Below are 12,738 nucleotides of genomic sequence, written 5' to 3' on the forward strand. Positions count from 1 at the left end.
TTGATACGACCACGATCCCATGGACAGTGCCGGGGCGCTACTCAGCTCAGCACGTAATCCACAGGTTCGAGCACCGGTGGAAGATCGGTCTCACCCAGTGCGTCCAGCACTTCACGCTCGATGGTCCGCACAATGAAGTCGGTGGGCAGGTTGTGTTCGTTACGACCAAACGGGTCCTCCAGTTCATCTCCGATGGCGTCAAGTCCGAAGAAGGTGTAGCTGACGATCGCGGTGAAAACAGGTGTCATCCAGCCCAGGGGCTCGGCCATGGCGAAGGGCAGCAGGATGCAAAACAGATAAATCGTTCGGTGCAGCAGCAGTGTGTAGGGAAAGGGCAACGGTGTAGTTTTGATCCGGTCGCAAGCCGTCAGCGTGCGCGTCATATTGCTCAGACGGGTTTCCATCAGGGTATAGCGCCATTCGCTGATGTCACCGGCGACGGCCAGATCGGAGCATTGTTGGCCAACATGACGCAGGATGCGTTCACTGATGTTCGGGGTGCTGGGCGCGGGCGCAAAGTCCAGCCAGGGACGGGCCTGGCCCAAATCGTCTTCCCCACGCAGGTGGGCGTTCAGTGCGTGGGCGAAGCCACACAGATTGCGCAGAATGCTCCCGCGTTCGGCGGTGTCCTTGATGACTTGGGTTTCGCGGATCATCGAGCGCATGTCCATGATCATTTCCCCCCACAACTTGCGACCCTCGTACCAGCGGTCGTAGCACATGTTGTTGCGGAAGCTCATGAAGATCGAGAGCGAGAGCCCGAGCAGCGTGAAGGGTGTGGCACTGACGCGAAAAAAGTAGGCGGGGTGCAGGGTTTCGATCCATACGATGACCGAGGCCAGCAGGGTGACCAGCAGGCTGCGAACAACGATGTGTTTGGCGATGGATCCTTTGAGCGAAGTCAGGATCTGGATCAGGTTAGGTTTGGGTCTGACGATCATGGACTGAGGGACCTGGAGCAACTAAAGCGATAGAAAGTAGAGAGGGGCGGCTAACCGCCGGTCACAAGGGTTACCTATTCAACAGGGGTTGCGCTACATCACATGCGTGGCGTGCCGAACCAGTATCTTCCATGACACGGTTAGCTGCATTGTCTACTTTGCCGACAGTATTGATGAGTGCGCAGGGTTCATGTTGCGCGCAAAAACGAACTTGCCGGGCAAATACTGATCAGTTTCTAGAAGCGTCACACTCACCCGCCAATCATACGTAAGAGGGAACAGCGCTGTGTTGAAGTTCAAGACCTTAACGCTGTTGTGCATCCTGTCATGCGTGGGCAGCTTTAGTCTCCAGGCCGCTGATGCGCCTGCCGTTGCGCCCGTGTCGGCGGCACCTGCGGCAATCTCGGCTCCAGCAGCGCCAGCAGCTCCCGCGAGCACTGCGCCAGCGCCTGCTGCCCCGGCACGTCCGGAAATTTTGGTGCAGGGTGGCTTGCTCGGCGCCATCAGCTCGGGCATCGATGGTGTTCAGAGCCAACTCGACCTGAATAACGATCTGGTCGATTCCTGGCGGCTGCGGGCTGGCCGCGCCGAAGACGAGATCGACAATCTGCTCAATCAGCGTTCCTCACGCTCGAACGTCAGCATTGCCGGTGACTTCCTGGTGCTGTCGGCGGTATGGATCAGTGCGTTCGCGGTTCTTTTTTCAGTGGGCCGGTTTATGGCCATGCGCATCAATCGGCATCGGATTCTTATTACGCGCTACCGTCTGCAGGCGCTGTTGAACTATTTGCTGCCTTACACCCTTCCGGCCGTGCTCAGCCTGCCGCTGACCTTGTATGTCAGCCACTTTATGTCGACGTCGGTGGGGCGAGCGTTGGCGCTGTGCTTTGCCTACGCGACCAGCAGCGGCATTGTTTCGACCTCGGTGTTGCTGTGCGTGATTGTGATGTTCAATGCCGGACACAAGCGCGCGGCGGTGCGCATCATTCGCCAATACAGTCCGCGGCCCTTGTTTCTGATCGGTTTTCTCGCGGCCCTGAGCGATGCGTTGACCAGCCCGCAGATTTCCCGGCAATTAGGCAGCAACGTCACCAGCAGCATCGCGGTATTTACCGGACTGTTCGCCTCGGTGGTGTTCTGCATACTGGTGATCAAAATGCGCAGGCCGGTGGCGCATCTGATCCGCAATCGTTCCTTGAACGGTCGCTTGCACCAACCAGCGCTGCAAGAATCGCTGAAGATTTTTTCCAGTGTCTGGTACCTGCCGATCCTGTTGATGATTCTGGTGTCGGCAGTCCATCTGATCGGTGCTGGCGAAGACAGCCAGAAGGCCCTGCGCTGTGCCTTGCTCACCACGGTATTGCTGATTACTACGGTGTTTTTGAGCACGGTGTTCCAGCACCTGTTCAAGCCTGTCGATGCTGCCGCCGAGCGTGGCGGGCATGCCTACAAAGAGCGCTTGCTGAGTCTGTGTCATGCCTTGTTGCGAATTGTCCTCGCAGTGACGTTCATCGAAGTGCTTGGGCGGATCTGGGGTTTTTCGCTGTTCGAGTTCGCCCAACGCAACACCCTCGGCCGCGTGATCAGCGATTCGCTCAGCAGCATCGGCCTGATCCTGCTGGTCACCTGGCTATTGTGGGTGGTGCTCGACACGGCGATTCAGGAAGCATTGAAACCGCCACTCAACAACCGCTCTGCGCATCAGCCCAGTACCCGGATAAAAACCATTCTGCCGCTGCTGCGCAACGCGATAAAAATCATCCTGGTGGTGATTTGCGCGATCACCACGATGGCCAATCTGGGCATCAACGTTGCACCGCTGTTGGCGGGTGCCGGGGTCGTGGGTCTGGCCATCGGTTTCGGTTCGCAGCAGTTGGTGCAGGACGTGATCACCGGGCTGTTCATCATCATTGAGGACACCATCTCCATCGGCGATTGGGTGGTACTCGATTCTGGCCACTCCGGCACGGTGGAAAGCCTGACCATCCGTACCTTGCGCCTGCGCGACGGCAAAGGCTTCGTACACTCGGTGCCGTTCGGTCAGATCAAAGCCGTGACTAACCAATCGCGGCAATTTGCGTATGCCTTCTTTGCCATTCAGTTCACCTACGACACCGACATCGATTCTGCCACCGCGCTGATTCGCGAGGTGGGGGGGGCGATCAGCGATGACCTGTTGCTCAAGGGCAATCTGCAAGGGCCACTGGAAGTGTTCGGCCTGGACCGGATGGACCTCAACGGCATCGTGCTGACGGCGCAGTTTCGCACCGTGTCGGGTGGCCAATATGGGGTGAGTCGCGCCTTCAACGAACGGCTGAAAAAGCTTGTGGATAAAACCCCAGACGTCCGTTTCGCCCAGACGTTTCCACAGGTGGTGATGAGCCCGCATGCAGAAACTAATGCCGATGAGCCGCCTGCGCCACGCAAACCGACAGTGACCAATAGTGATGGGTCGGAGAGCCCAGCGGTGACCTAGACGGCTTCGCGAATAAATTCGCTCCCACAGAAAATATGCGATCCCTGTGTAGGAGCGAATTCATTCGCGAAGAGGCCAGTGCAACAACCTATCCCTCACCTGTGCGGTGACTAGCGAGTCCAGCTCCAGCCAGTACTGCGGCTTGCCAGAAATGATCGCCGCCGCCGGAATGCCATCCCGATACACCAATCGATTCCCCGCTAGCGCCGGGACTTTGCTGCCGGGTAACAGTGTGCCGACCAAGTTCAATGGGTCGGCACCGCACAGGCTGATCAGGCTACCGTCGAGCGGGCGTTTGCGGATTTCCCTTAGCAGCGGAATGGCTTCAGGCAAGGCGAACTGCTCGCCCGCGAGGCCGCTGACAAATCGCCCGCCTCGAATCTCTCCACGCGCTTCCAGTCGATGGAACGTGCGTAATAGTTCGCGCCAACTGGGCAGCCAGTCGGCCTCGCGTTCCAGTAAGCGCCAGAACACCACGCCGTATCGGCGCAGCAACGTCATGGCGATATGTTCCAGGGTCGGCGCGGCGGTCTGTTGCGGTCGAGTGTTTTCACTGGGCGCTGGTGCAGGTGAGCGGCGCAGCAAGGCCCAGCGACCGGCGTCATCCATGCCGCCAATAAACGCGCCACGGTTGCGCCGACTGGTGTGTGCCGAGCGTTTGCTGGCGGGAGTGATCAAGGCGCGCAGGCCGGCAAAGCTGTCGGCGTTCACCAACCCGGCACCGACCAATTCCTGTAACGCGTTTTCCAGTTCGGTGCGCAGGAGGTGGGCTTCGTGCAGCAACTCATCGAAAAACAATGCGCCATGACTGACCAATGCCGCGTGTACTTTTTGCGCCCGTAAGGACAACTCTGCAGGCGACGGCTGTTCGGTCAGCTCACTCCACAGGTTCACTTGGCTTCGGGGCAGCAGCACGATAGGCGTGCTGCGCAAGGCTGCAGCGCCGGTTTTATTGCGCGGCGCCAATCGCGTCCACACCACTTTGCCCGAGCGACACAGCTCGTCAAGCCAGGTCAGTGAATAGTCCTTGAGCCGGGCCGGAAGGATGTCGCTGTCCCAGGCGCTGGCGGCCGCCGAATAGCCTTCGAGCTGATTCACGACCTCGGGCAGCGCAGCTTTGCCCTGACTGCGGGTGGCGCTGGACAGGTGCTGCCAATCGAATAGAAAGCGCATGAAGTCCTGCAATGACACCGGTTCGATTTCCCGGCGCAAGCGTTTGAGGGTGTAGCGATGGATGCGCGCCAGCAGATGGCGTTCGCACCATTGATCGTCGGTCGCGCCGGGGCTGAATCGCCCGCGCAGTACGTACCCCTCGCTTTCCAGTCGAGCCAGTGCTTGCACCACGCTGGCGGTTGGCAAGGCCAGTGGTTCTGCGATCTCGTGCAGCGGTAATGGCCCGAAACCACCGAGGCGGGCGCGGACAATCTCCAGGGCGGCTTCGTCTTCGCTCCAGCGGTCATCGAAATCGGGCAGCGCCTGTAATAACGGGTGCATTTCGGCCTGTGGATAAACAGCGCGCAGACACGTCAAGCGCTCCAGCGCCACCCACAACGCGTGCTCGGGACTGACCTGCAAGCGTGTCGCGCGGCCTGAGGTTGCCAAGGTTTCCAGCCACGCCAGCCAGTGCGGATGTTGACGGGCTTCGGCGCCACTGATGCAACTCAGACTTATCAATGCCTCGTGCATTTCATCGGTATTTTGCGGCTGCGGCCACGCCTCCTCGCACACTGCAACAATCGCGTCAGCGTCCAGTGCGCCCAAGCCATCAGTGGATTGCGGGTCGCTCCAGCGCCGATTGAGTACCGCCTGGGTGCGGCGCTCCTCCAAGGGGGCGTCGTCGAGAAAGGTGTAAGGCCGCGCACTGAGAATTTCCGCCGCGAGGGGCGAGGGCGCCGGTAGATCGCGGCTGATCAAGCGCACCTGGCCACTTTCCATGCGTCGCAGCAGCGCCAGCCAGCCTTCGCAGTCCATGGCCTCATGCAGGCAATCGTCGAGGGTTTGTTCGATCAATGGGTGATCGGGTATTTCTCGCTCGCCGATCACGTTCTCCAGGCACGCGATCTGATCGGGGAACACGGTTGCGATTAGGTCTTCGCTTTTCATCCGTTGGATTTGCGGCGCGACCTTACGTCCGCCGACGTAGCGCGGCAGGGCCAGGGCAACGCTGGCATTCCAGCGCCAACGGACGCCAAACAATGGCGCATCGAGTACGGCCTGGATCAACAGATGCTCGCCGCTGTTGGCGTTCACATAACGCCAGACCTCGTCCAGCTCGAAGCTGTGACTGGTCGATAACGACAGCACGATAGCGTCTTCGCTGGCGGCGGCTTGCAGCTCGAAATTGAAGGTGCGGCAAAAGCGTTTGCGCAACGCCAGGCCCCAGGCGCGATTCACGCGGCTGCCAAACGGGGTGTGGATGATCAGTTGCGTGCCACCCGACTCATCGAAGAAGCGCTCCATGATCAGGGTGTCTTGCGACGGCAAGGCGCCCAACGCCAAGCGTGCTCGCGCCAGGTAATCCACCACTTGCCCGGCGCTGGCCAAATCCAGTCCGAGGGTATCGATCAGCCAATCGATGCAGGGCTGTAGATCACCGGGGCTGGCGCTGAGCAGTTCATCGATCTGCGCGTGCAGACGTGCCACGGCAAACGACAGCTCGGCGCTGCGCCCCGGCGCTTCACCCAGCCAGAACGGAATGTTCGGTGGCTGGCCCTGCGCATCCTCGACCCGCACCCGGCCGGTTTCAATGCGCAGGATGCGGTATGAGGTGTTGCCCAGTTGGAAGATGTCGCCGGCGATACTTTCCACGGCAAAGTCTTCGTTCACCGTGCCGATGTTCAGGGCTTGCGGTTCCAGTATGACGCTGTAATCGGCATTGTCCGGGATGGTGCCGCCGCTGGTGATGGCGGTCAGTTTGCTGCCACGTCGCCCGCGCAGGGTGCGGGTCAGCGCGTCGCGATGCAGGTAGGCACTGCGCACGCCCTGACGGCCACTGTAGCCTTCGGCGAGCATGCGCAGCAGCGCCTGATAATGCGCGTCATCGAGGGTGGCGTAGGGCGAGGCCTGGCGGATAATGTCCAGCAGTGCCTGCTCCTGCCATTCCTCGCAGCTGACTTCGGCGATGATCTGCTGCGCCAGGACGTCCAGCGGTGCGTCGGGGATGATCAAGGTGTCGAGTTCGCCTCGCAGTACGCAATCGAGCAGCGCGGTGCATTCGATCAAGTCGTCGCGTGACGTGGCGAACAGACGGCCTTTTGGCGTGCCGCCGACCTGGTGCCCGGAGCGTCCGACCCTTTGCAAAAAAGCTGCAATGGAGCGTGGCGAAGCGATCTGGCAGACCAGATCGACGTCCCCGATATCGATGCCCAACTCCAGCGATGCGGTGGCGATCAGTACCTGCAAATCGCCACGTTTGAGGCGTTGTTCAGCGTCCAGTCGATGCTCTTTCGCCATGCTCCCGTGATGCGCGGCCACGGCGTGTTTGCTGAGGCGCTCACTCAGATGCCGGGCCATGCGTTCGGCCATGCGCCGGGTGTTGACGAAAATCAGCGTGGTCCGATGCTCGCGGGCCAATTGCGCCAGGCGGTCATACACTAATTCCCAGATATCATTGGCCATGACCGCGCTCAGCGGCACGGGCGGCACTTCGATGCCCAAATCGCGTGGGCGGGCGTGGCCGATATCGACAATCGCGCAGGGCCGTTTAACCGGATCGCTGCCCACTAGAAAGCGTGAGACGCGTTCGATGGGTTTTTGCGTGGCGGACAGACCGATGCGCAGCAACGGCTCGGGGCACAGCGCCTGTAATCGCTCAAGGCTCAGCGCCAGATGACTGCCGCGTTTACTCGAGGCAATCGCGTGGATTTCATCGACGATGACTGTACGGGTGCTGGCGAGCATGCGCCGGCCTGAGTCCGAGCCGAGCAGCACGTACAGCGACTCAGGGGTGGTCACCAGAATATGCGGCGCGGTCTTGCGCATCGCAGTGCGTTCTTTTTGATGCGTATCGCCCGTGCGTACGGCCGTGCTGATGCGCAGCTCGGGCAGGCCCATGCGCGCCAATTGCTCGGTGATACCGGTCAGCGGATTTTGCAGGTTGATCTGGATGTCATTGGACAGCGCCTTGAGCGGCGACACGTAAACCACAAACGTCTGGTCCGGCAACTCGCCGCCATTCTCCAGGCCCAGATGAACCAGGTCATCAAGTACCGCGAGGAAGGCGGTCAGGGTTTTTCCAGAACCGGTGGGTGCGGCGACCAAGGTCGAACGCCGCGCCTTGATCAACGGCCACGCCTGCGCCTGAGCGGCCGTCACCGCTGGGAATGTGCTGTGAAACCAGGCACTGACGGCGGGGTGAAACGCGCCCAGAACCGGGTCCGGAAGACTGAGAAGAGTCATCAGTGATTTATGCGGGCTGTGTCGGAAAGATGCAAGGGCACCCGGATCTACGGGGAGCCACTGCCGTCATTCGGCAGTCAATCCACACAAAATCCCAAAGGCAGATCGAAATCTTGTGGGAGCAGGTCAGGTGCACCGCGTCAGCTTCTTCGCAGGCAAGCCTGCTCCCACAGTGGAACTGCGGTGTTCCTGCATCCTGAACTACGCGTCCCGCTGCGAAGGCGGCTTATCTGACACACCACTATCGATCACGACACACAAATCGCAACCCGGTTTGCTGCACGACAGCGCGGCGTCGAAGACGGGGCGGGGTCTCCTGTAGGGGTAGGAAACCCCGCAACCCCACCGCAGGCCGCCCGGCTCTTGGGGGATAAGCGTCAACGTGTTATGTTTACAGGCGTTTTTTGACGCTTTTTGAACTCATTTTGATACCGAGCATGCTGACTTTATGCGAATGCGCCTTATGCTGTTGGGTGGCGGAAATGCCCTAGGGCAGGCGCTGATTCGTCTCGGCGCCGAGGAAGACATTGGCTTTCTTGCGCCGCGTCCACCGGAAGCCGGTTGGGATCCTGCGAGCCTGACGCAACTGCTTGACGACACCCGCCCTGATGCCTTGATTAATCTTGCCTATTACTTCGACTGGTTTCAGGCGGAGACAGTAAGCGAGGTACGTCTGGCTGGTCAGGAACGCGCTGTCGAGCGTCTCGTCGAACTGTGCCAGCACCACAACATCGTGCTGTTGCAACCGTCGAGCTATCGGGTATTCGATGGCTCGCGGGCAACTGCCTACAGTGAAAAAGACGAACCCGTACCGCTGGGTCTGCGCGGTCAGGCGTTGTGGCGGATCGAACAAAGCGTGCGCGCGACCTGCCCGCAACATGTGCTCCTGCGTTTCGGTTGGCTGCTTGATGACAGCCGCGAAGGTGTGCTCGGACGTTTCCTCGCCCGGGCTGAATTGGCCGAAGAATTACTGATGGCCGATGACCGTCGCGGCAACCCGACACCGGTCGATGATGCGGCGCGGGTGATCATTTCCGTGCTCAAACAACTCGATTGTGCGGCGCCGCTGTGGGGCACCTATCACTACGCAGGCCATGAAGCGACGACGCCACTGGCGTTGGGTCAGGCGATCCTGACCGAGGCTGGATTGCTGCACCCACTGGCCGTTGAAGCGCCGACGGCGCGAGCCCATGCCGCAAGTCCCGATGCCAGCGAAGAGCCGCAACACGGGGTGCTGGCCTGCAAGAAAATCCTCCATACCTTTGGCATCAAGCCCCGCGCCTGGCGTGCCGGCCTGCCAAGCCTACTGGATCGTTATTATCGTCATGGTTGATGCCCCTGTTTTAGTCACCGGCGGCGCCGGTTTCATTGGCTCGCACCTGGTTGATGCCTTGCTCGACAAGGGTTATGCGGTACGTGTTCTGGACGACCTGTCCACCGGCAAACGCAGTAACCTGCCGCTAGACAATCCGCGTGTCGAATTGATCGAAGGCGATGTTGCCGATGCGGCATTGGTCGCCTGCGCGGCCATCGGCTGCCAGGCCGTGGCGCATTTGGCTGCGGTGGCGTCGGTGCAAGCCTCGGTGGACGATCCGGTGCGTACGCATCAAAGTAACTTCGTCGGCACCTTGAACGTGTGCGAAGCCATGCGTCAGGCGGGGATCAAGCGCGTGCTGTTTGCTTCCAGCGCGGCGGTATACGGCAATAATGGCGAAGGCGAATCGATCCTCGAAGACACGCCCAAGTCACCGTTGACGCCCTACGCCTCAGACAAATTGTCGAGCGAGCACTACCTGGATTTCTACCGTCGCCAGCATGGTCTGGAGCCGGTAGTGTTCCGTTTTTTCAATATCTTTGGTCCGCGTCAGGACCCGTCGTCGCCGTATTCGGGCGTGATCAGTATTTTCAGTGAGCGTGCTGAAAAAGGGCTGCCCATCGCGATTTTCGGCGATGGTGAACAAACCCGGGATTTTGTCTACGTCGGTGATCTGGCGACAATATTGGTGCAAGCGCTGGAACTGCCTGCCGTTGAAGCTGGCGCAATCAACGTCGGCCTTAATCAGGCCACCACCTTGAATCAACTGCTGACGGCTTTGTCGCAGGTGTTGGGCGACTTGCCTGCGATCAGCTATTTGCCAGCGCGTTCCGGTGATATCCGCCATTCACGGGCCAATAATCAGCGCTTGCTTGAACGCTTCGACTTTCCTGAGCCAACGCCACTCAGCGTCGGTCTGGCGCGCTTGCTCGGGCGTTAATTCGTCGACACAAAAAAGGCACCGCGAAGGTGCCTTTTTTTATACGTGCCTTGTGGGGAACGTTAGAACTTGTAGCCAACACCGACCATGTAAACCCATGGATCAATATCAACATTGACCTTGGTGCGGCCAACACCCAGGGCGGTCGGACCGTCTGCGGTTGCGGTGGTGTTGATATCGACATACCAGACCGAGGCGTTAAGCATGATGTGGTCTGTCAGCATATAGTCCGCGCCAATTTGACCGGCCAAACCGACGGAATTCTTCAGTTTCAGGTTGCTGAAGCCTTCAGCCTTGCGTTCGCTGGTCAAGTCTGAGCCGAAGAACATGGTGTAGTTCAAGCCGACGCCAACGTAAGGCTGGAACTTGGATGTAGTTTCCATCGGGTAATACTGCAACGACAAGGTCGGTGGCAATTGTTTGACGTCTGCAAGCTTGCCATCCAATGCTGGGCCAAGGCCTTTAACTGCGACGGTGTGCTTGAACGGCGTAGCCGCCAGCAACTCAAGGCCGAAGTGGTTTGTGAGCATGTAAGCCACTGCGAGACCGAGCTGAGTATCGCCATCCACGGTCGCTTTCGTGCCCGAAATTTTGGTGCCGTCGAGTTTCAGATTTCCGCTAGAGTCATCAGGGGAAACTCTTGCCACGCCGGCACGGACGAGGATATCGCCGGCTTCGTGGGCATTTGCGACGAGAGGTGCGCTGAGCGCTAGCGCGAATAGGGACGCGCTGAGCAGTGACTTATGCATGTGGGCTCCATTAGACATTAGTTGTGGCGATGGCTAATGGTAGGGCGCGTCTGGATTAGGCCTTTTGACCCAGCTCAATGAAATTGTCATGACGCAAAAAAGTCATCAGGACTCAGGCAACTCATAGACGTAAATCTTGTCGGCTTGCATTTTGTAGCCTGCATCGGCCAGTTCGCTGGTGGAAGCTTCGACTTTCATGGTGCCTTCGATCCAGTAAGGCTGATACAGCTCATCGAGCTTTACCCCTACCTTACTGGTGACGTAGACGATCTGGTTCGAGGGCGGTGGCGGCACGTGGATGCAGGCGCCGAAGTACGGTACCAGCAAAAATTCGGTCACCCGGCCTTCTTCGGTGACTTCCAGTGGCACGATATAACCTGGCAACCTGATCTGCTGACCGTTCAGTGATTTGACCACCGGCGCGGACGGCGACTGCTGCTTGGCGGCCGGCGCCGATTCGGCGGACAAAGCATCGGCCATGCCGGACAAGTTGTGGATCGGCGCCGTTTGCGGGGCGATTACCGGGGCATCCGGCGGGATCATCTGCGCCCAGGTCAAGTCTTTTGGCGGGGCCGCCCACAGTGGCGTCGCGACCAGCAGCGGGGTGATCAGCAGTAACAGCGCAAGCAGTGGGCGCGACATGATGGACGTCCTTATAAACGAATCGACAGGCCGTCCGCCAACGATTGGCGATAGGCGCGCCAGGCCGGCACAGTACCCATCAATAGCGCTGCGCAGAGAATACCACCGAGTAGGGTCCACTCGTATTCAGTGGGCAGCGACAGCGGCAAGAACAGGCCGTAATTGGATTGCACGTAACCCTGCGCGCCTGCGATGCCGACATACAGCAGGACCAGACCGCTGACCACGCCGGCCAAGGCCAGGGCGAAAGCTTCGAGTATCAGTAAGCTGGCGATATGCCAAGGCCGAGCGCCCACCGAGCGCAGGATTGCCATCTCACGCCTTCTTTCATTGAGGCTGGTCAGAATCGCCGTGAGCATCCCGATCAATCCGGTGAGCACCACGAACAGCGAAATCACGAACAGCGCTTGTTCGGCGGTGCCCATCAGGCCCCAGAGTTCCTGCAGGGCCACGCCGGGCAGAATCGCCAGCATCGGTTCGCCCCGGAACTCATTGATATCGCGCTGCACGGCGAAGGTCGAGATTTTGCTGTTCAGACCGAGCATGAACGCGGTGATCGCCGTTGGCGTCAGGTCCATGTTGCGTGCCTGATCGGCACTGATGCGCCCGGCGCCATGGGCGGGCACACCGTTGTGCCAGTCGATATGAATCGCCTCCATGCCGCCGAGGCTGATATGCAGCGTGCGGTCTACTGGGGTGCCGGTGCGTTTGAGAATCCCGACCACGGTGAATGGCTTATCGTCGTGCTTGACCAGGCTGACGACCGCGACGCCGTGAGCCAGTACCAGCTTATCTCCCAGCTTGTACTTCAAGGCGTCGGCAACTTCGGCGCCCAGCACCACTTCGAAGGGATCAGTGGCGAATGGGCGACCGTCGGCCAACTCCAGATGCTGCTGGCGGCCGAACTGGTAGTGCTCGAAATAAGATTCGTTGGTACCCATTACCCGATAACCGCGATGGGAGTCACCGAGGGAAATCGGGATCGCCCACTTCACATGAGGGTCGTTGGCGAAGTGCTCGAAACTGTCCCAACGGATGTTATTGGTGGCGTTGCCGATGCGGAACACCGAATACAGCAGCAGGTTGATCGAGCCAGACCGGGCGCCGACGATCAGGTCGGTGCCGCTGATGGTGCTGGCAAAACTGGCACGAGCCTCGGTACGCACGCGCTCGACGGCCAGCAACAGGCAGACCGACAGGGCGATGGCGAACGCGGTGAGAAAGGCCGTGAAGCGGCGGTTAGCCAGACTAGCCATGGCTAGGCGAAACAAATACAT

General features: G+C 59.7%; 8 protein-coding genes. 3 read left to right on the top strand and 5 right to left on the bottom strand.

The annotated features are described in order from the left end of the window. Positions 1–41: 41 nt before the first annotated feature. Positions 42–941, bottom strand: a complete 900-nt coding sequence (locus tag AC1ME2_RS16625; protein WP_480435358.1) for a bestrophin family protein — start codon at positions 939–941, stop codon at positions 42–44. Positions 942–1,227: 286 nt separating this feature from the next. Between AC1ME2_RS16625 and AC1ME2_RS16630 the strand changes: the two genes are divergently transcribed. Further along, on the top strand, positions 1,228–3,417 hold the full coding sequence (locus AC1ME2_RS16630) for a mechanosensitive ion channel family protein (RefSeq protein WP_480435360.1): 2,190 nt from the start codon (positions 1,228–1,230) through the stop codon (positions 3,415–3,417). 60 nt (positions 3,418–3,477) lie between these two features. Here the strand turns inward: AC1ME2_RS16630 and AC1ME2_RS16635 are convergent, their stop codons facing one another. Further along, the gene (locus tag AC1ME2_RS16635) at positions 3,478–7,815 is read right to left on the bottom strand and encodes a DEAD/DEAH box helicase (RefSeq protein ID WP_480435362.1); all 4,338 of its coding nucleotides are present in this window, start codon (positions 7,813–7,815) and stop codon (positions 3,478–3,480) included. A gap of 448 nt (positions 7,816–8,263) precedes the next feature. Between AC1ME2_RS16635 and AC1ME2_RS16640 the strand changes: the two genes are divergently transcribed. Both AC1ME2_RS16640 and AC1ME2_RS16645 read left to right on the top strand, forming a co-directional pair. Then, complete coding sequence (locus AC1ME2_RS16640; RefSeq protein ID WP_480435364.1) at positions 8,264–9,148, top strand: sugar nucleotide-binding protein; 885 nt, start codon at positions 8,264–8,266, stop codon at positions 9,146–9,148. Then, positions 9,141–10,070, top strand: a complete 930-nt coding sequence (locus AC1ME2_RS16645; protein ID WP_480435366.1) for an NAD-dependent epimerase/dehydratase family protein — start codon at positions 9,141–9,143, stop codon at positions 10,068–10,070. Before AC1ME2_RS16640 ends, AC1ME2_RS16645 begins: the two co-directional genes overlap by 8 nt. A 62-nt stretch (positions 10,071–10,132) precedes the next feature. Here the strand turns inward: AC1ME2_RS16645 and AC1ME2_RS16650 are convergent, their stop codons facing one another. The 3 genes from AC1ME2_RS16650 to AC1ME2_RS16660 all read right to left on the bottom strand — a co-directional run bounded on the left by AC1ME2_RS16650 (position 10,133) and on the right by AC1ME2_RS16660 (position 12,738). After that, positions 10,133–10,819, bottom strand: coding sequence for an OmpW/AlkL family protein (locus AC1ME2_RS16650; RefSeq protein ID WP_480435368.1), 687 nt, complete (start codon positions 10,817–10,819; stop codon positions 10,133–10,135). A 105-nt stretch (positions 10,820–10,924) separates the two neighbouring features. Beyond that, positions 10,925–11,461, bottom strand: a complete 537-nt coding sequence (locus AC1ME2_RS16655; RefSeq protein WP_480435370.1) for a DUF3299 domain-containing protein — start codon at positions 11,459–11,461, stop codon at positions 10,925–10,927. 11 nt (positions 11,462–11,472) lie between these two features. Continuing rightward, the gene (locus AC1ME2_RS16660; RefSeq protein WP_480435372.1) at positions 11,473–12,738 is read right to left on the bottom strand and encodes an ABC transporter permease; all 1,266 of its coding nucleotides are present in this window, start codon (positions 12,736–12,738) and stop codon (positions 11,473–11,475) included.

Source organism: Pseudomonas sp. ASL9 (genome assembly GCF_056680335.1).

Coding starts and splice junctions, on each gene's coding strand:
- AC1ME2_RS16625 (WP_480435358.1), bottom strand. CDS start 941: ATGATCGTCAGACCCAAACCTAACCTGATCCAGATCCTGACTTCGCTC.
- AC1ME2_RS16635 (WP_480435362.1), bottom strand. CDS start 7,815: ATGACTCTTCTCAGTCTTCCGGACCCGGTTCTGGGCGCGTTTCACCCC.
- AC1ME2_RS16640 (WP_480435364.1), top strand. CDS start 8,264: ATGCGAATGCGCCTTATGCTGTTGGGTGGCGGAAATGCCCTAGGGCAG.
- AC1ME2_RS16645 (WP_480435366.1), top strand. CDS start 9,141: ATGGTTGATGCCCCTGTTTTAGTCACCGGCGGCGCCGGTTTCATTGGC.
- AC1ME2_RS16650 (WP_480435368.1), bottom strand. CDS start 10,819: ATGCATAAGTCACTGCTCAGCGCGTCCCTATTCGCGCTAGCGCTCAGC.
- AC1ME2_RS16655 (WP_480435370.1), bottom strand. CDS start 11,461: ATGTCGCGCCCACTGCTTGCGCTGTTACTGCTGATCACCCCGCTGCTG.
- AC1ME2_RS16660 (WP_480435372.1), bottom strand. CDS start 12,738: ATGTATTTGTTTCGCCTAGCCATGGCTAGTCTGGCTAACCGCCGCTTC.